Genomic DNA, 20,321 nt, shown 5'->3' on the forward strand with positions numbered 1-20,321 from the left:
CGGTGTGCCACTGTATGGCCATGCCGGGTAAACGCCTGCAGTGGCAACGCCTCGACGAGGCACTCCCTTCGCTGCCCGACCCCCAGGACGAGACGGACGTCGTCTGGCAGCACCTCCGCGCGGAGTTCGCGTGGTACCACAAGGCCGCCACCCGGACCCGGCTCGGCTACCAGGGCCTGAAGACGGTGTCGATCGCGGTGGCCGCGGCGGTCCCGGTCCTGGCCGCGGTCGCCGCCCCGCCGGCCTGGACGGCGTCGTTCGCCGCGGTGGTCGTCGTGCTCGAGGGCGTCCAGCAGCTTTTCCAGCTGCACACGAACTACCTGAGCTACCGCGGTTCGGCGGAGGCGATCCGGCGGCTGGCGTACCGCTACGCCGGCCGGGTGGGTCCGTACCGCGACGCCGGGACGCGCCGGGAAATCCTGGCGGACGAACTGAACGCCGTGATCAGCGAGGAGGGTGCGCGCTGGTCGAGCACGATGCGGAAGGCGGTGGGGCCGGCGCCTTCACCGGGCGCCGGGGGCTAGAGCGCCGTCAGGGTGGCGAGCTTCCAGCGGCCGTCGACCCGCTTCGCCGTCACCGCCAGCTGGGCCACCGACGACGACGGTGCTCCCCCGCCCTGGGCCACCGTCTGCTGGTCCAGGAACAACAGCAGGGAAGCTTCGTCGCCACGCAACGAGCGCACCCCCACCGCCCGGACCGTCGTGGTGCGGACCAGCTTCTCCGCCGCCGCCCGGGTCCGTGCCGAGGCGAACTGGGCCTGGTACTGGCGGACCGCGTCGCCCGTCAGGACGTCCGCCGCCGCTCGCTCGGTGCGGGCCAGGTTCGCGTAGTCGTAGGAGAACACCGCCTTCACCGCGTCGCTCACTTCGGACGCCACCGAAGCCGTCGCCGCGGTGTCCACCAGGGCCGCATTGTCGCCGGGTGAAAGGGAAGCCGTCTCGATGGCGAACCACGCCGTGCAGCCCAGGGCGAGCGCGATCACCACGGCGAGCACCCGGGTCATGAGCCCGCCGCCTGGACGCCCGCGATCCGCCAGCCGTCCGGGGATCGCGTCGCGTCCACCGTCAGCCGGTTCATGCGTGGCGCAACAGCACCGCCGGCCGTCGACACCCGGACGTCCAGCACCGCCAAGAGCCGTGCAGCGCCGCGCGACGGATCGATCTCCGTCACCGCCGCCTGGACCAGCGACGCGGACGAAACCGTGCGTGCGGCGACAGCGCGGTCGATCTGGAGCTGGCGGTCGCCGGCCAGGTCCTTCCCGTACTGGCCGGTCGTCGCCGCGATCCAGCGGTCCACGTCGGCGGCGGCCGTGCGGTAGTCGATCGTGTTCAGCGTGACCAGCTGGGGGCCCGCCGCCGCCAGCACCGCGTCACGCGCCCGGCCGCGCGCGGCCGAGTCGTCCGCCGCCGCGCGCCACCACGACCAGCCCGAGAAGGCCGCCGCCAGCACCGACACGACCGCCGCCACCACCAGGAGCCGCTGCTTCACGGCGCGCCCAGCAGCTTGCCGAGCCCGCCCGAGGTCGGCCCGGTCAGCAGGCTGAGCATCCCGGGGAGCTGCTGGGGCGCCGGCGCGGCCTGCTGCCGGGGCGCGGCCGGGATCGCCGGCGGCTTCCCGGCGTACGGCGCGTTCTGCGCCCCGCGGACCCCGGTCGGGCTGCCCGGCGGCTCGGCGCAGTAGGCGTTCATGTTCACCGGCGCTTCGGTTTCGTCGTTCGCCGGACGCTGTTTCGTGCCCTCGTAGCCCTTCGTGCACGAAGCCGGGTCGAAGAAGTTGAACACCACGCCGAGGTGACCGGTGCCGTCCGGGGACGTCGACGGCGAGAACGCCCCGATGATCGGGTACGCCACGAGCAGTTCCTCGATCGAGTCCTTGCGGGAAGTGGTGATCTGCGCGGTGGTCAGCAGATTCGCGAACAGCACGCCCAGGTCGGTGCCCGACGCGGCGAGCACGTCGCTGATCTGCCGGCTCAGCTGCGGGGCCTGCGCGATCACCCGCCGCAGGTCCGGATCGGACTTCTTGAGCCGGCCGGCGATCGTGCGCAGCCCCGAGGCGAAGTCGGTGATGTTCGCGGCCTGGCGTTCCTGGGTGCCGAGCACGATCCGCGAGTTCGCCAGCAGCCCCTGCGTCTGCGGCACGTACTGCGCGGCCACCGCCGTCAGCGAGCCCGTGCTGTCGAGCAGCTGCTGCAGCTCGGGTCCCGCGCCCGCGAACGCGTTGTACGTCTCGTCGACGACCGTCCGCAGCGAATCCGGGTGCACGCTCGCGACGAGGTCGTCGAGGTGGGTGAGCACGGTGTCCGGCGACGGCGGCAGCGACGTCTTGTCCGCCGTGATCACCGAGCCGTCCTCGAGGAACGGGCCGCCGTTGTGCTGCGGGAGCAGGTCCACGAACTGCTCCCCCACCGCCGAGCGGTTCGCCACCTGCGCGTGCGCGTCGGCCGGGATGTCCGGCGCGCCCGCGTCGATGTCGAGGGCGACGTCGACGCCGTGCTCGGTGAGCGTCATCGACGTCACCCGGCCGACCGTGACGCCGCGGTAGGCGACCTCGGAGTTGACGAAGATGCCGCCGGAGTCGGTCAGCTGCGCGGTGACGACGTAGCCGCGGTTGCCGAACAGCCGGTCCAGCCCGGCGTAGCGGCCGCCGGCGTAGACGACCGAGACCACCGCGATGACGACGAACGCGAACAGCTGCACGCGGATCTTGCGGGTCACCGGCCACCCCCGATCAGGCCGAGCAGCCCGCCCAGCAGGTCGGAACCGGCGGCCGGCGGGGTGGTCCCCAGGTCCGGCAGCGGCAACGGCGGCGCCGCCGCGGACGGCTGCCCGCCGCCGATGGCCTGCGGCAGCGCGATCGGCGGCTGCGAGGAGTTCGTGAAGTTCTGGATCAGCGTGTCGAGGTCGAGGTTGACGTTCGCCTCGACGTTCGCGTAGTCGCCCTTGATCACGTTGCCCGCGTAGTCCGGGAACGGGTAGGTGAGCAGGATCTGCAGCGCGTTCGGCAGGTTCTGCCCGGCCTCGCCGAGCTTCGTCAACGTCGGCTGCAGTGCCTTGAGGTTCGCGACGAGCTGGTCGCGGCTCTTCGACACCGTGTCGACCGCGACGCCGGACAGCGTGTTCAGCGCGGTCAGCATCCCGACGAGCTGGTCACGCTGGTCGGTGACGACCTTCAGGCCCGGCGCGAGGTTGTCCAGCGCGTTCGTCAGGTTCTGCGTCTGGCCGGTCAGCGTCTTCGACAGCTTCCCGAGCCCGTCGATCGCACGCAGGATCTCCGTCTTGTGCCCGTCGAGCTGCGTCGCCAGTTCGTCCACTCGCGACAGCAGGGCGCGGATCTCCGGCTCGTTGCCCGACAACGCGTCGTTGAGCTCGTGGCTGATCTTCTGGATCTGCTCGACACCGCCGCCGTTGAGCAGCAGGGAAAGCGCACCGAGCACCTCCTCGACCTCGGGGTTGCGGTTGGTGCGGCCGAGCGGGATCTGCCCGCTGTCGCCCAGTTTCCCGGTGGCCCGCTCGGCCGTGGGCACGCTCAGTTCGACGAACTTCTCCCCCAGCAGGCTCGACTGCTTCAGTTCTGCGCGGGCGTTCGCGGGCAGCGCGATGTCGCCGTTGACGGTCATCGCGACCAGCGCCGACCGCGTGTCCGGCGTCAGGGTGATCTTGTCGACGCGCCCGACGGCGACGTCGTTGACCTTCACGCTGGACTGCGGCACCAGGTCCAGCACGTCGGTGAACAGGGCGGTGACGTGGTACGGGTGGTCGCCGACGTCGGCGCCGCCCGGCAGTGGCGTGCCGTAGAGGCCGTTGAACCCGCCGTCGCTGCAGCCGGCCAGCACGAGCACCCCGGCCAGCGCGCCGGCGATCCGCTTGCGCCCGTTCACTTCGCACCGCCCGACATCTGTTCCATGACGTCGACGAGCGGGAGGGGCAGCGGTGGCAGGGTGCCGTTCTGCAGGGAGTTGAGCACCTGCGGGATGGTCGGCAGCTTCAGCACGCCGTCCAGGACCGGCGCCAGCTGCTTGCAGATGTTCCCCAGCGCGTCGGGGACTTCCTTCGGCGTGACCGAGCTGATCAGCCGGCACACCGTGAGGATCGGCGGGTTGGTCAGCTCGTTCAGGTTGTCGCGGACGGCGATGGTGCCCGACGCCGCGTCGTAGGAGTTGATGAAGTTCGTGGCGCCGGTCGGCGCGATGTCGAGCACCTCGGCGAGCGCGGCGCGCTGGTCGACGAGGACTTTCGACAGCGACGCCAGTTTGTCCACATTGGACTCCAGGGCCGTCTTGTTGTCGTTGACGAACTGCTGGACGTCCCCCAGCGCGCCGCCGAGGGACTGGAGTGCGGCCCCGACGTCGGAGGAATCCGCGGCGAGGAACCGGCTGACGTCGGCGACGCGGCCGTAGAACTCGTTGAGCTGCTGGTCGCTCTGGGCCAGGGCACCGGTGAAGGAGTTCAGGTTCTGCACGGTCGAGAACAGGTCGTCCTTCGAACCGTCCAGGGTCTTCGCGAGGCCGGCCAGCTGCCCGACCGTCGAGTTCAGCGAAGCACCGTTGCCCTTCAGCGTGTTCGCGGCGGTGTCCAGCACGCCGGACAGCGCGCCGCCGGAGTTGGCGCCGTTCGGGCCCAGCGCCGTCGACAGCTTGTCCAGGCTGGAGTACAGGTCGTCCAGCTCCACCGGCGTGGCCGTGCGGTCGCGCGGCAGGACCGTGCCGGAGGCGAGCACCGGCCCGCTGTCGTAGGCCGGGGTCAGCTGGACGTACCGGTCGCTGACCAGGCTCGGCGCGACAACCACGGCTCCGACGCCGGCGGGCAGCAGCACGTCGTCGACGCGCATGTCGACGCGGACCGCGTCCCCCTCGGGCGTGACGTCGGTGACCTCGCCGACCGGCACGCCGAGCACCCGCACCGACGAACCGGCGTACAGCCCGACAGTCTTGCCGAAGTACGCCGAAAGCCTGGTGCCGTTCGAGGACCGGAACACCAGGTACAGCCCGGCGGTGACGATCAGCGCGACGACGCAGGCGAACGCCAGCCACGTCACCAGGCTGCGGCCGCGGGCGGTGTGGATGGTCATCGGTGGCCCACCCCCTGGTTCGGTGCCGCGATCGGCGGCGTGCAGCCTTCGGGGTTGATGTGCAGCCCGGCCGCGGTGATCGTCGGCGGCAGCAGCCCGCACAGGTAGCCCTCGAACCAGCGGCCGTTGCCGGTGGCGTTCGCGCCGACGCGGGCGAACGGCGCCATCAGCTGCAGGCTCCTGTCCAGGTTGCCCTGGTTGCGCTGCAGGATGTCGGTCACCTTGCCGAGCTTGTCCAGCGTCGGCTTCAGCTGCGCGCGGTTGTCCTGGACGAGCCCGGTGAGCTGCTGCGAAAGCTGCTGCGTGCCGGTGAGCAGCGCGTTGATCGCGGCCTTGCGGTTCTGCAGCTCGGTGAGCAGCAGGTTGCCGTCGCTGATCACGCGCTGCAGCTGCGCGTTGCGGTCGGAGAGCGTCTTCGACACCTGGCTGGTGTTGGCCAGGAGCGTGTGCAGGTCGGCGTCGCGGGACGACACCGTCTTGGCCAGCGAGGACAGGCCGTTCAGGGTGTCCTTCAGGTACTGCGGGCTGTCCTTGAGGCTGTCGGACAACGCGTTGAAGCTGTCCGCGAGCTGCTTCGTGTCGATGTCGCCGACCGTCGTCGACAGCTGCTCGAAGGCGTCCTGCAGCTGGAACGGTGTGCGCGTGCGCGTCTGCGGAATGGTCGAGTTCGGCTCCTGCGCGCCGCCGCCCTTCGGGTCGAGCGCGAGGTACTTCTCCCCCAGCAGCGTCTTGATCTCGATGGACGCCGTCGTCGCGTCGCCGACCCGGACGTCCTTGACGCGGAACTTGACCAGAACCTGCTTGCCCGCGAGTTTCACCGACGACACCGTGCCGACCTTGACCCCGGCGACCTCCACCTCGTTGTCCGGCGCCAGCCCGGCGGACTCGCCGAAGTAGGCCGAGTACGTCGTGCCGTTGCCGAAGAACGGGAGCTGGTCGGAGAAGTACGTCGTGGCCGTGACGAGCACGATCAGCACGAGCGCGACCGCGCCGACCATGGCCTGGTTGCGTTCCTTCAGCGGCTTCACGGACCGCACCTCTCCGCGCGCTGGGTGCCGGGGATCGGGATGATCGGCAGCGTGATGTCGAGCGAGGAAATGCCGATGGTGCCCGTGATCCCGCACAGGTAGTAGTTGAACCAGCTGCCGTAGCTCAGCGTCCGGGTGAACTTCTGCAGGTTGCCCGGCAGCACCTCGAGCAGGTGGTTGAGCAGCTGCCCCGAATCGCCGAGGTTCTGCGACAGCACGCCGAGCTGCGCCACGTCGTTCTTCAGCGCCGGGCGCGCGTCGGCGAGCAGGCCCGTCGTGGACACCGCGAGGTCGCCGAGCGCGCTGACCGCGTCGCCGATCGGCTTGCGCTGCTCGGCCAGCCCGCTGACCAGCTTCTGGGTCTGCTCGACGAGGTCGCCCAGCTCCGGGCCGCGGGCGTTGACCGTGCCGAGCACCGTGTTGAGGTTGGCGATGACCTGGCCGATCACCTGGTCCTTGCTCGCGATCGCCGTCGTCAGCGACGCGGTGTGCTGCAGCAGGCTGGTGATCGTGCCGCCCTCGCCCTGGAAGACGCTGATGATCTCGGCCGAGAGCTGGTTGACGTCCTTCGGGCTCAGCGCCTTGAACAGCGGCTTGAAGCCGTTGAACAGCACGGTCAGGTTGAGCGCGGGTTTGGTGCGCTCGGGCGGGATCGTGCCGCCGTCGGGCAGCGTGCGATCGCCCGGGACGTCGGTGCCGAGCGCGAGGTAGCGCTGGCCGACGAGGTTGCGGTACTTGATCGTCGCGGTCACCGTCTCCGGCAGCCGGTAGGTGTGCTCGACGTCGAACCGCACCTGCGCCAGGTTCCGCTCCCCCCCGACCACCTCGATGGTGTCGACCTGGCCGACCTTGACGCCGGCGATGCGGACGTCGTCGCCTTCCTTGAGGCCGGACGCGTCGGTGAACTTCGCCAGGTAACCCGAGGTCTCGCCGAAGTTCGTGTTCGCGATGGTGGCCGCGAGGATCCCGGTGAACAACACGGTGACGACGGCGAACACCACGAGTTTGATCAGGGACGGGACGAAACTCCTCACTTCAGCTCCACCTCCGCCCCGCGGTAGAGCGGCCCGACGAGCAACCCCGCCCAGCCCGGCACAGCACCCGGCGAGCTGCCGAGGGCGGGCGAGGCGAGCAGGTCGATCAGGTCGTTCTCGTAGGCCGAGCCGACGATCGTGCCGTCCCCGCCGACCGCGCCGCCACCGGCCGGCAGCGTCTCGGGCGGGTTCTTCGGCGGCGGCGGCTTGCTGGAACCGTCCTGGATGGCGCCGTCCGGCGGGTACTGCGGCCACACGCCGGGCTTCGGCACCTGCGGGTAGCAGCGCGGGCCGCGTTTGTCCTCGTACTTCGGCTCGTCGACGCCGGGCAGGTACTTGCCGCGGCTGGCGGCGAACTCGATGGTGACCCGGCTGACCTCGGGGTGCGCGGTGCCCTTGCCGAACGCCAGCTCCGCGCGCGGCACCGACTCCGCGAGCTGCCGCATCAGGCACGGGTACTCCGGCGCGTACTTCGCGAGGACGTCCAGGGTGGGCTGGACCGCCGTGGTGAGCCGGATCAGGTTGTCCTTGTTGACCTGCAGGAAGCTCGTCAGGTCCACCGAAGCCGCGGTGACGGTCGCGTAGAGGTCGCTCAGCTGCGCGCGCTGGTCGACGATCGTCCGGCTCGTCGTCGTCAGGTCCGACAGCGCCTGCAGCAGGTCCGGCGCCGCCTTGTCGTAGGTGTTCGCGACGTTCGCCAGGCCGCTGATGTCGGCCTTGATGTCCGGCAGCGACGGGTTGAGCTTGCCGAGGTAGTCGCTCAGCTGCACGAGGGTCTGGCCGAGCTGCTTGCCGCGTCCCTCGAGCGCGGTCGACACCGCCGTCAGCGTGCTCGACAGCTTCTCCGGCTGGACGGCCTGCAGCAGCGGCATCACGTCGTCGAGGACCTTCTGCAGCTCGATCGCCGCGCTGCTGCGGTCCTGCGGGATGACGTCGCCCGCCGCGATCGGGCGCGCGGGTTTCTCCGGCAGCTGCAGGGCGACGTACCGCTCGCCGAACAGCGTCTTCGGCAGCAGCCGCGCGGACACGTTCGCCGGGATGACGGGCGTCTTCCCCGGGTCGAGGGCCAGCTCCAGCTCGGCGTGGTCGCCCTTGGCGAGCACGGACCGGACTTCGCCGACGAGCATGCCGCGGACCTTGACGTCGCCGCCGGTGCGCAGCTGGCTGCCGACGCGGTCGGTCTCCAGCTTCACGAGCGTCACCGGGGTGAACGCCTTGTGGTAGACGGCGAGGGTGAGCGCGATGAACAACGCGGCGACGAGCAGGAAGACCAGCCCCAGCACCTGGTACCGGAGCCGCTGCCACAGCTCGCGCCTCATCCGGAGATCCTCACCGTCGTGTTCGCGCCCCAGATCGCCAGCGACAGGAAGAAGTCCAGCACCGAGATCAGCACGATCGACGTCCGCACCGCGCGGCCCACCGCCACGCCGACGCCGGCCGGGCCACCGCTGGCGTGGAAACCGTAATAGCAATGGGAAAGGATGACGAGCACGCTGAACACGATCACCTTCCCGAACGACCAAAGGACGTCGCCGGGTGGCAGGAAGAGCGTGAAGTAGTGGTCGTAGGTGCCCGCGGACTGGCCGTAGAGCCAGATGGTGATCTGCCGGGACGCGAGGTAGCTCGAAAGCAGGCCGACCGCGTACAGCGGGATCACCGCGGCGACGCCGGCCAGCACCCGGGTCGTCACCAGGTACGGCATGCTCGGCACGCCCATGACTTCGAGCGCGTCGATCTCCTCGGAGATCCGCATCGCGCCGAGCTGCGCGGTGAAGCCGCAGCCGACGGTCGCGGACAGGGCGAGGCCGGCCGAAAGCGGCGCGACTTCGCGGGTGTTGAAGTAGGCGGAGATGAACCCGGTGAGCGCGGCCGTGCCGAGCTGGTTCAGCGCGGAGTAGCCCTGCAGGCCGACGATGAGGCCGGTGAACAGCGTCATCCCGATCATCACGCCGAGCGTGCCGCCGATGACGGCCAGGCCGCCGGTGCCGAAGCAGACCTCGGTGAGCAGCCGCAGCGTTTCCCGGCTGTAGCGGCGGATCGTGCGCGGCGACCACGCGAGCGCCTTCGCGGCGAACGCCAGCTGCTTGCCGAGCCCCTCCAGGCTCTGGCCGGGGCGCGCGATGTACTCGAGCGTCCGGTCGGCGTCCAGCGGTTCGGCGGTCATCACATCGCCTTCGGCGGGACGATCCGCAGGTAGATCGCGGTGAGCACGACGTTGATCAGGAACAGCAGCAGGAACGTGATCACCACGGCCTGGTTGACCGCGTCACCGACACCCTTCGGGCCGCCGGCCGGGTTCAGCCCGCGGAAGGCCGCGACGACCCCGGCGACGAAGCCGTACAGCAGCGCCTTGATCTCGCTGACCCACAGGTCCGGCACCTGGGCGAGGGCGTTGAAGCTGGCCAGGTACGCGCCGGGGGTGCCGCCCTGCAGGACGACGTTGAAGAAGTAACCGCCCAGCACGCCGACCACGCTGACCAAGCCGTTCAGCAGCACGGAGACGACCATCGCGGCGAGCACCCGCGGCACGATCAGCCGCTGGATCGGGTTGACGCCGAGGACCTCCATGGCGTCGATCTCTTCCCGGATCTTGCGCGCGCCGATGTCCGCGCACACCGCGCTGCCGCCCGCGCCGGCGACCAGCAGCGCGGTGATCAGCGGGCTGGCCTGCTGGACGATCGCCAGCGCGGAGGCCGCGCCGGTGAACGACTGCGCGCCGATCTGCGCGGTCAGGGAACCGAGCTGCAGGGCGATCACCGCGCCGAACGGGATGGCGACCAGCGCGGTCGGCAGGATCGTGACGCTGGCGAAGAACCAGCACTGCTGGATCCATTCCCGCGCTTGGAACGGGCGCTTGAAGATCGCGCGCAGCACTTCCCAGGAAAGCGTCGCGAGCCGGCCGACCTGGGTCAGGGCCGCGGTTCCCGGGAGCGTGCCAGTGCTTCCGCTCACCACACCTCCCCGTAGTCACTCACCCCCGAGTCTTCTCCACACCCGGCGCCCGCGTTTCGTTAGCGGTGTTCACTAGCGGTGTTCGCTAGAAATTGAGGGCGTGCGTCGCCGTGGCGCCGCCGTCCGCGACGAACTCCGCTCCCGTGCAGTACGCGCTCTCGTCGCTGGCCAGGAACAACACCAGCTTCGCGATGTCCTCCGGCTGCCCGACCCGTTTGAGGGCGACCTTCTTCCCGACGAACGACATGTCGACTTTCTGCCCGCCCGCCGCGGTCTCGACCATCTTCGTTTCGATCGCGCCGGGGTGCACCGAATTGACGCGGATGTGCTTGCGGCCGAGTTCCATCGCCGCGACCTTGGTCATGCCGCGGATCGCGAACTTGCTCGCGGTGTAGGCGACGAGGTAGGGCATCCCGGCCAGTCCCTCCACAGAGGACACGTTGACGATGGAGCCACCGCCGGCGGCGGTCATCGGTTCAACGACCGAACGCATGCCGAGAAACGCCCCGATCTGGTTCACCCGGATCACGCGTTCGTAATCGGCCAGCGTCGTCTGCGCGAGCTCGGAGAAGTGCAGGATGCCGGCGTTGTTGACCAGCACGTCCGGCGCGCCGAACTCCGTGGTCGCGCGCTCGACCGCGGCGGTCCAGCCGTCCTCGTCGCCGACGTCGAGGTGCTGGTAGACGGCGTGGTCGCCGAGCTCGGCGGCGAGCTGCTTGCCCTCGTCGTCCAGGATGTCGGCGATCACCACCTTCGCGCCCTCGGCGACGAACGCGCGGGCGGCGGCCTCGCCCTGCCCGCGCGCGGCGCCGGTGATCAGGGCGATCTTCCCGTCCAGCCTCACAGCTCCTCCAGGATCTCGGTGGCGGCGAACATCCGGCCGGGGTCGCGGCCGGCGAAGAAGGTGGTGAAGGACGTCTCGAGCTCGCCGAGCTGCCAGCGCTGTTCGATCCGCGGCGGCGCCACCAGCGCGACCGTGCCGCCGTGCACGACGAACACCTGGCCGTTGACGTGCTCGGCCGCCGGGGAGGCGAGGTGGGCGACGAACGGGGCGACGTGCTCGACCGAGAGCGGATCGGTGCCCTCGGCGGGAGGAGCACCGAACACGCCCTCGGTCATCGCCGTCCGCGCGCGCGGACAGATCGCGTTCGCGCGGACGCCGTACTTGGCCAGGCCGCGGGCGGCCGACATGGTGAGCGCGGTGATGCCGGCCTTCGCCGCGGCGTAGTTGGGCTGGCCGGGCGAGCCGATGAGGAACGCCTCGGACGCGGTGTTCACCAGCCGCCCGTACACCGGCTTGCCGTCCGCTTTGGACTTGTCGCGCCAGTGCTCGGCGGCGTTGCGGGACAACAGGAAGTGGCCGCGCAGGTGGACGCGGAGCACGGTGTCCCAGTCGTCGTCGGACATCGAGAACAGCATCCGGTCGCGCAGCACGCCCGCGTTGTTGACGACGATGTCGAGCCCGCCGAGGTCGAGCGCGGCCTGCGTCAGCGCGTCGGCGGTGGCGCGGTCCCCGACGTCGCCGGCGACCGCGACCGCCTTGCCGCCGGCCGCTTCGATCTCGGTGACGACGTCCTTCGGCTCGCTGATGTCGTTGACGACGACGGTCGCGCCGCGGGCGGCCAGCGCCAGCGCCTCGGCCCGGCCGAGCCCGGCGGCGGCGCCGGTGACGATCGCTGTCCTGCCGGTCAGGCTCACGCGAGGCCTCCTCATCGAGTCCTGGATTCCGCGCCTACAGTAGAATCTGTTCTCGTTTTGAGCAAGCCTTCAGGTGAACACCGCTAATCGGTGATGAACAGCGCGTTCTTCGGGCACGCCTTGACCGCAGCGGAAACACGTTCCACCTGGTCGGCCGGCACCGGCCCGGGGGCGATGACGAGTTCCTCCTCGTCGTCGAGGTCGAAGACGGCCGGGGCTAGCCCGACGCACACCGCGTTCGCCTCGCAGGCCGGCCGGTCGACGCCGATCTCCATGCTTCCTCCGCCACGTGAGCCCTGGTACAACTAGAACAGGTTCTATTGTAACGCCGGATCGAGGTGGCTGTGCGGATCGACTACACACCCGAGCAGCGGGCGCTGGCCGGGGAACTCCGGGCGTACTTCGCCGAGCTGATGACGCCCGAACGGCGCGAGGGCCTGCGCTCGGGCGGCGGCGAGTACGGCGACGGCGTGGCGTACAAGGAAATCGTCCGGCAGCTGGGCAAGGACGGCTGGCTCGCGCTGGGCTGGCCGCCCGAGTACGGCGGGCAGGGCCGCTCGATGCTCGATCAGCTGATCTTCACCGACGAAGCGGCGGTCGCCGGGGTGCCGGTCCCCTTCCTGACGGTGAACACCGTCGGCCCGACGATCATGCGTTACGGCACCGACGAGCAGAAGGCGTTCTACCTGCCGAAGATCGCCGCCGGCGAGCTGCACTTCTCGATCGGCTACTCCGAGCCGGAGGCCGGCACCGACCTGGCGTCGCTGCGGACGCGGGCCGAGCGCGACGGCGACGAGTACGTCGTCACCGGGCAGAAGATGTGGACCAGCCTGATCGAGTACGCCGATTACGTCTGGCTCGCGGTCCGGACCGATCCGTCGGCGAAGAAGCACCGCGGGCTGTCGATCCTCATCGTGCCGACGTCGGCGCCCGGGTTTTCGTGGACGAAGGTGCACACGGTCGCGGGCGCCGGGACGAGCGCGACCTACTACGACAGCGTGCGCGTGCCGGTGTCGGCGCGCGTGGCCGACGAAAACGCCGGCTGGCCGCTGATCACCAACCAGCTCAACCACGAGCGGGTCGCGCTGACGTCGTCGGCGCCGATCCGCAAGGCGCTGGCCGACGTCCTGGCGTGGGCGAAGGAGACCGGCGCCATCGACCACGAATGGGTGCGGCTGCACCTCGCGCGGGTGCACGCGGGCGCGGAGTACCTGAAGCTCCGGAACTGGCGGATCGCCTGGGCGGCCGCGGCGAGCGAGCTCGGCCCGGCCGAGGCGTCGGCGACGAAGGTGTTCGGCACGGAGTTCGCGATCGAGGCCTACCGGCTGCTGATGGAGGTGCTCGGCGCGGCCGCCGTCGTCCGCGAGGGCTCGCCCGGCGCGCTGCTGGCCGGGCGGATCGAGCGGCTGCACCGGTCGGCGCTGATCCTCACCTTCGGCGGCGGCACCAACGAGATCCAGCGGGACATGATCGCCGCCACCGCACTCGGCCTGCCCGTCACGCGCTAGGAGCACCCATGGATTTCACCCTTTCCGAGGCGTCGGCAGACCTCGCCCCGCTGACCCGGCGGATCCTCGACGACAAGACCACCCACGACCCGCACGGCACCGGCGGTTTCGACGCCACGGCGTGGCGCGCGCTCGGCCAGGCGGGCGTGCTGGACGCGGCCCTGCCGTCGTCGCTCGGCGGCGGCGGGTTCGGGCTGCCGGAGCAGTGCGCGGTGCTGACCGAGATCGGCCGCGCGGTGGCGGCGGTGCCGTACCGGACGTCGATCACGATGGCGGCGTCGGCGCTGGCGGAGTTCGGCACGCCGGAGCTGGTGGACCGCTGGGTGCTGCCGGTGCTGCGGGGAGAACGTGTTCTCGCGGTGGCGCTGTCCGGGTTCACCGCCGCGGACGGCCGGGTGTCCGGCACGCAGCCGGCGGTGCCGTTCGCCGCGTTCGCTCACGGGTTCCTGGTCGCCGCGGCCGGCGAGGTGTTCCTGGTCGACGCGGCCGCGCCCGGGGTCTCGGTGCGGCCGCAGCAGACGGTCGACCACGCGGACGCCGGGCTGCTTACGCTGTCCGACGTGCCCGGCGTTTCGCTGGGCGACGTCGGCGAGTGGCTGCGGCTGCGCGGGACGGTCGGAGTGTGCGCCCAGCAGCTGGGCGTGGTCGAGCGGGCGCTGGAGCTGACCGCGGCGTACGCGGCCGAGCGGAAGCAGTTCGACCACGTCATCGGCGGGTTCCAGGCGGTCCGCCAGCGGCTGGCGGACGCCTACCTCGACGTCGAAGCGGTCCGCCTGACGACGTTGCAGGCGGCGTGGCGGCTGACCTCGGCTGTCCCGGCCGCGGAAGCGGTGGCGACGGCGAAGTTCTGGGCGGCGGAAGCGGGCCACCGCGTGGCCCACACGGCAGTGCACGTCCACGGCGGCGTCGGCATCGACGTCGACCACGTCGTGCACCGCTACTTCACGGCGGCCAAGCGCCTGGAGTTCGAGCTCGGCCCGGCCACCGCCCAGCTGCTGGCCCTCGGCGGCCTTCTGGCGGACCGCGGCTAGCTCGCCGCGTAGGTCCAGAACTCCTGCATCAGCGGGGTGGGCGCGGGGGTGGTCAGCTCGACCTGGGTGAGCAGCACCGAAACCGTGCCGGTCGAGGGGACCAGGTGCAGGGCCGTGCCCGCGCCGCCGACCCAGCCGTAGCGGCCCGGGATCTCCCAGGATTCCGCCGGGTCGACGTCGACCGATCCGCCGAACCCCCAGCCCTGGCCGTGCAGGAACGGCCGGGCGGCCTGGCGCTGGGCCGGGGTCAGGTGGTCGGTCGTCATCCGGTGCACCGACTCCCGCGTCAGCAGGCGGTGACCGCCCGCCGTGCCTTCGTCGCGCAGGAACCGCGCGAACGCCAGCAGGTCGTCGGCCGTCGAGACGAGTCCGCCGGCCCCGGACGGGAACGGCGGCGGCGCGCTCCACCGGCCCTCCGGCGAGTCGATCAGCCGCAGCCCCTCTTCGCCGCGGCGGTAGGCGCTGGTGAACCGGCCCAGCGCCGCCGTCGGCACGGCGAACCCGGTGTCGGCCATGCCGAGCGGCTCGAACAGCCGCTCCGCCAGGAACTCCGGCAGCGGCCGCCCGGCGGCCCGCGCGATCAGCACGCCCTGGATGTCGGAGCCGGTGTTGTAGAGCCACGCCGCGCCCGGCTGGTGCAGCAGCGGCACCTGGGCCAGCGCCGCCAGCCAGGCGTCCGGCGGCAAGGCGCGCGGGGACGCGGCCGGGTGGCCCAGGACCTGGAGCAGCAGGTCGACCGCGGGCAGCGTCATGTCGGCGGCGAAGCCGTACCCGCAGCGGAAGGTGAGCAGGTCGGCCACCGTGATCGGGCGGACGGCCGGCACCACGTCGTCGACCGGGCCCGCCGGCGTCCGGACGACCACCGGCGACGCCAGCTCGGGCAGCCACCGCGCCACCGGGGCGTCCAGGGCCAGCTCGCCGTCGTCGACGAGCAGCAGGACCGCGGCCGCGACGATCGGCTTGGTGAGCGACGCGATGCGGAACAGCGAGTCCCGGGCCATCGGCACGGTCCCCCCGGCGTCGGCCGAGCCGGCCGCCGCGGCTTCGACGTGGTCGCCGCGGGCCACGAGCGCCACCGCGCCCGGGAGATCGCCGGTGTGCCGGGACAGCAGCTCGGTCAGTGCGGACATGGCTCAGTCCAGCGGGTTGATCGCGCGCAGCCGGCGCGGGCCGGTGTCGGGCCGCGACGGCGGCGGCCCCAAGACCAGGCGGGCGTTGGCGACGAAAGCCCCGTCCGGCGACGCCAGGATCGGGTCCAGCACCAGCGACCGCACTTCCGGGTTGTCCTCCGCCAGCGCGGCCACGCGCAGCACCATGTCCTGCAGCGCGGCCAGGTCGGCGGGCTCGTCACCGCGGTAGCCGGTGAGCAGCGGCGCCGTCCGCGGCTCGCGCAGCAGGGTCGCCGCGTCGACGTCGGTGAGCGGCACGGCCCGGTAGGCGCGGTCGCCGAGCAACGTGCTGACCAGCCCGGACAACCCGAACGAGACGAGCGTGCCGAACGACGGGTCGTCCTGCAGGCCGATCACGCACGACAGGCCCTTGGGCGCCATCCGCTGGACGTACACCTCGTCGTCGCCGGAGATGTCCCGCAGCGTCTCGTAGGCGGTGCGGACCGCGTCCTCGGACGCCAGATCGAGCCGCACGCCCGCCAGGTCGGGGCGGCCGCGCAGCCGTTCGTCGACGGCCTTGAGCGTCACCGGGTAACCCAGCTCGGCCGCCGCCGAAACCGCTTCGTCCACAGTGGACACGATGCGGAAGGGCACCACGCCGACGCCGTAGCAGTCCAGCAGCCGCACCACTTCGGCGTCCGAAAGCAACGTCGTCTTGCCGCTGTCGGCGTCCTGGAGCTCACGCACGATGCCCTGCGCCTGTTCGGTGTGGATCCCCGCGGGCCGCACCAGCGTGCCCTGCGGGCGTTGCCGCCATGCCGCGTACCGCACGACCCGGGCCAGGGCGTTCACCGCGCGTTCCGGGCTCGGGTACGACGGGATCGAGCCGCGCGTCGGCACGCCGTCGCCGGAGAGCACCGCGAGTTCGTCCGGGACGCCTTCGGCGGCGAGGAAGGTCGAGACGATCGGCTTGCGCTCCCCCAGCTCGACGACGGTCTCCCGCAGGGCGCGCGCATACGCGGTGCCGGGGATCGCCACCGGCGGCGCGAACACGACGACCAGCGCGTCGGTCTCCGGCGAGGTGAGGGCTTCGCGGACGGCCTTGGCGAACTCCTCCGGCCCGGCCTGCGGCCCGACGTCCACCGGGTCCGACGCCAGCCGCAGCCCCTGCATCCGCGCGGTGTCGGCGGCCAGCAGCCCGATCGCGCTGGAGTTGCCGACGATGCCGACCCGCGGCCCGGCGGGCAGCGGCTGGTGGGCGAACACGAGCGCGGTGTCGAACAGCTGCGCCAGCGACTCCACCCGCACCACACCGGCGTGCTCGAACAGGGCCTGGACGCTGGCCTCGTCGATCTCCGTCGATGTCGCCGCCAGCTGCGGCCGGACCGCGTGCCGCCCCGACTTCACCGCGACGATCGGCTTGGTCCGGGCAAGGCGCCGGGCCAGCCGCGCGAACTTACGCGGGTTGCCGAAGGACTCGAGGTACAGCAGCACGAGGTCGGTGTCCGGGTCGGTTTCCCAGTACTGGAGCAGGTCGTTGCCGGAGACGTCGGCGCGGTTGCCGGCCGAGACGAACGTCGACAGGCCGAGGCCGCGCGCTTCGGCGTCGGCGAGGATCGCGGTGCCCAGCGCGCCGGACTGGCAAAAGAACCCGGTGCGCCCGCGGCCGGGCAGCCGCGGCGCGAGGGTGGCGTTCAGCCGGATCCCGGGCGCGGTGTTGAGCACGCCGAGCGCGTTCGGGCCGACCACGCGCATGCCGTGCGCCCGCGCCTCCCCGACCAGCCGCAGCTCGGCGTGCAGGCCGTGCGGGCCGGCTTCGGCGAACCCGCTGGACAGGATCAGCAGCGTCTTCACACCCTTCGCCAGGCACGCGTCCAAAACGGACTCGACGGCCTCGGCGGGCACCGCGACGACGGCCAGGTCGACCGGGTCCGGGATGTCCAACACCGACGGATACGCCCGGACGCCGCGGATCGCGCGGTGCTCCGGGTTGACCGGGTAGACGGTGCCGGTGAAGGCGGCGGCCAGGAGGTTCACGAAGGCGACGTGGCCGACCTTGCCCGGCTCGGCGGACGCGCCGATCACCGCGACCGAGGACGGGTGCAGCAGGTTGTGCACGCTGCGCGCCTCGGCGGCCTGCTCGCGCGAGCGCGCGACGGCGAGGGACTCCTCGGTCGGGTCGATGTCGAACTCGAGGTGCAGCACGCCTTCCTCGATCTCGCGGCTGACCTGGTAGCCGGCGTCGCGGAAGACGCGCACCATGGCGGCGTTCTCGGCGAGCACCTCGGCGACGAACCGCCGCAGCCCGCACTCCGACGCGGCGGCGGCAAGGTGCTCCAGGAGGATCGAGCCGAGCCCGCGGCCCTGGTGCGCGTCGCTCACGACGAAGGCGACCTCAGCCGACGGCCCGTGGTCGAGCCGCTCGTACCGGCCGACGGCGACGATGTCGTCGCCGAGGAAGGCGGCGAACGCGACCCGGTCGTGGTGGTCGACCGTGGAGAAGCGCTTCAGGTCCTTCTCGGGGATGCGCGGGTAGGCGCCGAAGTAGCGGAAGTAGCGCGTGCGCTCGGAGAGTTTCGCGTGGAAGGCGACGAGGCCGTCGGCGTCGGTGGGCACGATCGGGCGCAGGTGGACGGTGCCGCCGTCGGACAGCACGACGTCGGCCTCCCAGTCGCGGGGGTAGTCGAAGGGATCCCGGCCGGCCATCGTCAGTCCCTGGGGTCGTCCGGGTCGAGACCGTGCAGCGGGAAGACGGCGCGGCGGGTGTCCCGGACGGCGATGTCGACCGGGTCGTCCTCGCCGTCGCCCCACGGCTTGAACCCGGTGTCGCGGTCGTCGGTCATGGTTTGCGGGAGTTCGGCGTGCGGAGCGGCCTTTCCGACGGTGGCGACCCATTCGGGCGGCAGCGGCGTCGCGGGATCGACGTCCCGGTCGAGGACGGTGGCGATCAGGTGCGTCCAGGACCGCGGAACGACCCGGATCAGCTGGTAGCCCCCACCGCCGACGGCGATCCACTTGCCGCCGGCGTAGGTCTCGGCGAGGTCGCGGAGGGTGGCGTAGATGGTGCGGTGGCCGTCGACGGACAGCGAGAGGTCGGCGAGGGGGTCCTCTTCGTGGGAGTCGACCCCGCACTGGGTGAAGAGCAGCTGCGGTTCGAAGTCGGCGAGCAGCGACGGGACGACGGCGTTGAAGGCCCGCAGCCACCCGGGGTCCCGGGTGCGCGGCGGCAGCGGCACGTTGACGGCGGTGCCGTCGGCCTTCCCGCGGCCGGTCTCGGCGGAGTAGCCGGTGCCGGGCCAGAGCGTGAAGGGGTGCTGGTGCAGGGAGATGGTCAGGACGCGCGGGTCGTCGTAGAAGGCGGCCTGGACGCCGTCGCCGTGGTGGACGTCGGTGTCGATGTAGGCGATGCGCTCGAAGCCGTGGTCGAGCAGCCACGAGATGGCGACGGCGCAGTCGTTGTAGACGCAGAAGCCGGCCGCCTGGTCCCGCATGGCGTGGTGCAGCCCCCCGGCGATGTTGACGGCCCGGCGCGCCTCGCCTTCGGCGACCTTCCGGGCGGCGAGCAGCGTGGAGCCGACGACGAGGGCGGAGGCATCGTGCATGTCGGAGAAGACGGGGTTGTCGGAGGTCCCGAGCCCGTGCCCGACATCCCACCCGACAAGCGGAGCCTCCCGCACGGCGGCGAGGTATTCGGGGGCGTGGACCCGGAGGAGTTCTTCGTCCCCGGCGCTGGTGGGGACGAGCAGTTCGACGTCCTGGAGCACGCCGAGTCCGGTGGCCAGCCGGACGGTGAGCTCCAGCCGGACGGGATTGAACGGGTGATCCCCGCCGAGGTCATAACCCAGCAGGGCACGGTCCCAAACAACGGCCGGCGACATACCACCCGACTGTAGTGCGGTTCGGGGAGATCCGTGGAGTGAAGGCCGCCCGGGCGGTGAGAGCGGGGCGCGGCCCCGGAGGTCCGTGGTTCGGCACCAGCTGCGCGGCCCGACCGGAGCGGCCCGGCCCGGGTGCCTCTCCCCACGCCGGCCGCTGCTGCTCAGCCGGGGAGGTTGCCCGTTGCCGCCGGGCGCTGCGGGTCCCGGGACCAGTGGGACCACGAGCCCGCGTACAGGCCCGCTCCTGGGTGGCCGGCCAGCTCCAGGGCCAGGACTACCGAACTGGCCGTCACCCCTGATCCGCAGTACGCGGCGACCGGCTCGCCCGGGCGCAAGCCCAGGTCCGCGAACCTCGCCGCCAGCTCCTCCGGGGTCCGCCAGCGGCCGGTGTCGTCCGTGTGGGCCGCGAACGGGGCGTTGACCGCTCCCGGGATGTGGCCCGCCCGCGGGTCGACCGGCTCCGTCTCGCCCGTGTAGCGCTGGGCTGCGCGGGCGTCGAGCAGGAGGCCGTCGCGGGCCAGGGCTGCCGCTTCGTCCGCGTCCAGGACTGGCATGCCTCCGGGGCGGACCGTGATGTCCCCCGGCTCCGGCCGCACCTCGTCCGTGCTCACCGGGCGGCCCTCGGCCGTCCACGCCGCGTAACCGCCGTCGAGGACCGCCACCTCGTCGTGGCCGGCCCAGCGCAGCAGCCACCAGGCCCGGGCCGCCACCGAACCGTCCGCGTCGTCGTAGGCCACCACCGGTGTGCCCGCCCGGACGCCGGCCGCGCGCAGGTCGCGCTGCAGGTCCGCCGGGTCGGGCAGGGGGTGCCGGCCGCCCTCGCCCGGCTCGCCCGCCAGCGCCCGGTCGAGGTCGGTGAACACCGCGCCGGGCAGGTGACCCTCCCGGTAGGACTGGGCACCGGGCGGGCCGGCGAGCCGCCAGCGGACGTCGAGGACCACGGGCCGGTCTCCGGCCGGGCCGGCCAGCGCGGCGGCGAGGTCGGTGGTGCTGATCAGCGGACGCATGCCTCCCAT

General features: G+C 71.8%; 20 protein-coding genes. 3 read left to right on the forward strand and 17 right to left on the reverse strand.

Annotated features, from left to right (window positions below; all coding sequences use genetic code 11):
• Positions 1-20 precede the first annotated feature (20 nt).
• Entirely contained in the window at positions 21-524 is a 504-nt protein-coding gene (locus AB0M93_RS23205; RefSeq protein ID WP_364276257.1) for a DUF4231 domain-containing protein, read from the forward strand.
• Here the strand turns inward: AB0M93_RS23205 and AB0M93_RS23210 are convergent.
• The 13 genes from AB0M93_RS23210 to AB0M93_RS23270 all read right to left on the reverse strand — a co-directional run bounded on the left by AB0M93_RS23210 (position 521) and on the right by AB0M93_RS23270 (position 12,054).
• Positions 521-1,003: a hypothetical protein gene (locus AB0M93_RS23210; RefSeq protein ID WP_364276258.1), complete on the reverse strand. Its 483-nt coding sequence runs from the start codon at positions 1,001-1,003 to the stop codon at positions 521-523. The genes AB0M93_RS23205 and AB0M93_RS23210 overlap by 4 nt on opposite strands.
• A complete protein-coding gene (locus AB0M93_RS23215) occupies positions 1,000-1,488 on the reverse strand; it encodes a hypothetical protein (protein ID WP_364276259.1) in 489 nt (162 codons plus the stop codon). Before AB0M93_RS23215 ends, AB0M93_RS23210 begins: the two co-directional genes overlap by 4 nt.
• The gene (locus AB0M93_RS23220) at positions 1,485-2,714 is read right to left on the reverse strand and encodes an MCE family protein (RefSeq protein WP_364276260.1); all 1,230 of its coding nucleotides are present in this window, start codon (positions 2,712-2,714) and stop codon (positions 1,485-1,487) included. The genes AB0M93_RS23215 and AB0M93_RS23220 overlap by 4 nt, the downstream gene beginning before the upstream one ends.
• Positions 2,711-3,877 carry an MCE family protein gene (locus AB0M93_RS23225; protein ID WP_364276261.1) on the reverse strand — a complete coding sequence of 389 codons (1,167 nt, stop codon included), beginning with the start codon at positions 3,875-3,877 and terminating at the stop codon, positions 2,711-2,713. The genes AB0M93_RS23220 and AB0M93_RS23225 overlap by 4 nt, the downstream gene beginning before the upstream one ends.
• Complete coding sequence (locus tag AB0M93_RS23230; protein ID WP_364276262.1) at positions 3,874-5,067, reverse strand: MCE family protein; 1,194 nt, start codon at positions 5,065-5,067, stop codon at positions 3,874-3,876. The genes AB0M93_RS23225 and AB0M93_RS23230 overlap by 4 nt, the downstream gene beginning before the upstream one ends.
• Positions 5,064-6,095: an MCE family protein gene (locus AB0M93_RS23235; protein ID WP_364276263.1), complete on the reverse strand. Its 1,032-nt coding sequence runs from the start codon at positions 6,093-6,095 to the stop codon at positions 5,064-5,066. Before AB0M93_RS23235 ends, AB0M93_RS23230 begins: the two co-directional genes overlap by 4 nt.
• Positions 6,092-7,129, reverse strand: a complete 1,038-nt coding sequence (locus tag AB0M93_RS23240) for an MlaD family protein (protein WP_364276264.1) — start codon at positions 7,127-7,129, stop codon at positions 6,092-6,094. The genes AB0M93_RS23235 and AB0M93_RS23240 overlap by 4 nt, the downstream gene beginning before the upstream one ends.
• Entirely contained in the window at positions 7,126-8,448 is a 1,323-nt protein-coding gene (locus AB0M93_RS23245) for an MCE family protein (RefSeq protein WP_364276265.1), read from the reverse strand. Before AB0M93_RS23245 ends, AB0M93_RS23240 begins: the two co-directional genes overlap by 4 nt.
• On the reverse strand, positions 8,445-9,293 hold the full coding sequence (locus tag AB0M93_RS23250) for an ABC transporter permease (protein ID WP_206792201.1): 849 nt from the start codon (positions 9,291-9,293) through the stop codon (positions 8,445-8,447). The genes AB0M93_RS23245 and AB0M93_RS23250 overlap by 4 nt, the downstream gene beginning before the upstream one ends.
• Positions 9,293-10,081 carry an ABC transporter permease gene (locus AB0M93_RS23255; RefSeq protein ID WP_364276266.1) on the reverse strand — a complete coding sequence of 263 codons (789 nt, stop codon included), beginning with the start codon at positions 10,079-10,081 and terminating at the stop codon, positions 9,293-9,295. Before AB0M93_RS23255 ends, AB0M93_RS23250 begins: the two co-directional genes overlap by 1 nt.
• A gap of 85 nt (positions 10,082-10,166) precedes the next feature.
• Positions 10,167-10,925, reverse strand: coding sequence for a glucose 1-dehydrogenase (locus AB0M93_RS23260; protein ID WP_364276267.1), 759 nt, complete (start codon positions 10,923-10,925; stop codon positions 10,167-10,169).
• Positions 10,922-11,779: a 3-oxoacyl-ACP reductase gene (locus tag AB0M93_RS23265; RefSeq protein ID WP_364276268.1), complete on the reverse strand. Its 858-nt coding sequence runs from the start codon at positions 11,777-11,779 to the stop codon at positions 10,922-10,924. The genes AB0M93_RS23260 and AB0M93_RS23265 overlap by 4 nt, the downstream gene beginning before the upstream one ends.
• 83 nt (positions 11,780-11,862) lie before the next feature.
• Entirely contained in the window at positions 11,863-12,054 is a 192-nt protein-coding gene (locus tag AB0M93_RS23270; protein WP_364276269.1) for a ferredoxin, read from the reverse strand.
• Between the two features lie 69 nt (positions 12,055-12,123).
• On the opposite strand from AB0M93_RS23270, the gene AB0M93_RS23275 reads away from it, so the two are divergent.
• Both AB0M93_RS23275 and AB0M93_RS23280 read left to right on the forward strand, forming a co-directional pair.
• Positions 12,124-13,287 carry an acyl-CoA dehydrogenase family protein gene (locus AB0M93_RS23275; RefSeq protein WP_364276476.1) on the forward strand — a complete coding sequence of 388 codons (1,164 nt, stop codon included), beginning with the start codon at positions 12,124-12,126 and terminating at the stop codon, positions 13,285-13,287.
• An 8-nt stretch (positions 13,288-13,295) separates the two neighbouring features.
• On the forward strand, positions 13,296-14,318 hold the full coding sequence (locus AB0M93_RS23280) for an acyl-CoA dehydrogenase family protein (RefSeq protein WP_364276270.1): 1,023 nt from the start codon (positions 13,296-13,298) through the stop codon (positions 14,316-14,318).
• Here the strand turns inward: AB0M93_RS23280 and AB0M93_RS23285 are convergent.
• From AB0M93_RS23285 to AB0M93_RS23300, 4 genes are all read right to left on the reverse strand, one after another.
• Positions 14,315-15,448, reverse strand: a complete 1,134-nt coding sequence (locus AB0M93_RS23285; RefSeq protein ID WP_364276271.1) for a serine hydrolase domain-containing protein — start codon at positions 15,446-15,448, stop codon at positions 14,315-14,317. The genes AB0M93_RS23280 and AB0M93_RS23285 overlap by 4 nt on opposite strands.
• Positions 15,449-15,451: 3 nt before the next feature.
• Positions 15,452-18,133 (reverse strand): GNAT family N-acetyltransferase, encoded by a 2,682-nt coding sequence (locus AB0M93_RS23290; protein WP_364276272.1) that lies wholly within the window; start codon positions 18,131-18,133, stop codon positions 15,452-15,454.
• Positions 18,134-18,135: 2 nt separating this feature from the next.
• On the reverse strand, positions 18,136-19,305 hold the full coding sequence (locus tag AB0M93_RS23295) for an acetoin utilization protein AcuC (RefSeq protein WP_364276273.1): 1,170 nt from the start codon (positions 19,303-19,305) through the stop codon (positions 18,136-18,138).
• A gap of 161 nt (positions 19,306-19,466) precedes the next feature.
• Entirely contained in the window at positions 19,467-20,312 is an 846-nt protein-coding gene (locus tag AB0M93_RS23300) for a sulfurtransferase (RefSeq protein WP_364276274.1), read from the reverse strand.
• Positions 20,313-20,321: the final 9 nt, after the last annotated feature.

The organism is Amycolatopsis sp. NPDC051102 (genome assembly GCF_040682815.1).
In the GTDB taxonomy this organism is placed as follows: domain Bacteria; phylum Actinomycetota; class Actinomycetes; order Mycobacteriales; family Pseudonocardiaceae; genus Amycolatopsis.

Bases quoted from the DNA above. Each gene is read 5' to 3' on its own strand.
- AB0M93_RS23205 (WP_364276257.1), top strand. From the start codon at position 21: ATGCCGGGTAAACGCCTGCAGTGGCAACGCCTCGACGAGGCACTCCCT.
- AB0M93_RS23210 (WP_364276258.1), bottom strand. From the start codon at position 1,003: ATGACCCGGGTGCTCGCCGTGGTGATCGCGCTCGCCCTGGGCTGCACG.
- AB0M93_RS23230 (WP_364276262.1), bottom strand. From the start codon at position 5,067: ATGACCATCCACACCGCCCGCGGCCGCAGCCTGGTGACGTGGCTGGCG.
- AB0M93_RS23245 (WP_364276265.1), bottom strand. From the start codon at position 8,448: ATGAGGCGCGAGCTGTGGCAGCGGCTCCGGTACCAGGTGCTGGGGCTG.
- AB0M93_RS23250 (WP_206792201.1), bottom strand. From the start codon at position 9,293: ATGACCGCCGAACCGCTGGACGCCGACCGGACGCTCGAGTACATCGCG.
- AB0M93_RS23270 (WP_364276269.1), bottom strand. From the start codon at position 12,054: ATGGAGATCGGCGTCGACCGGCCGGCCTGCGAGGCGAACGCGGTGTGC.
- AB0M93_RS23280 (WP_364276270.1), top strand. From the start codon at position 13,296: ATGGATTTCACCCTTTCCGAGGCGTCGGCAGACCTCGCCCCGCTGACC.
- AB0M93_RS23285 (WP_364276271.1), bottom strand. From the start codon at position 15,448: ATGTCCGCACTGACCGAGCTGCTGTCCCGGCACACCGGCGATCTCCCG.
- AB0M93_RS23290 (WP_364276272.1), bottom strand. From the start codon at position 18,133: ATGGCCGGCCGGGATCCCTTCGACTACCCCCGCGACTGGGAGGCCGAC.
- AB0M93_RS23295 (WP_364276273.1), bottom strand. From the start codon at position 19,305: ATGTCGCCGGCCGTTGTTTGGGACCGTGCCCTGCTGGGTTATGACCTC.
- AB0M93_RS23300 (WP_364276274.1), bottom strand. From the start codon at position 20,312: ATGCGTCCGCTGATCAGCACCACCGACCTCGCCGCCGCGCTGGCCGGC.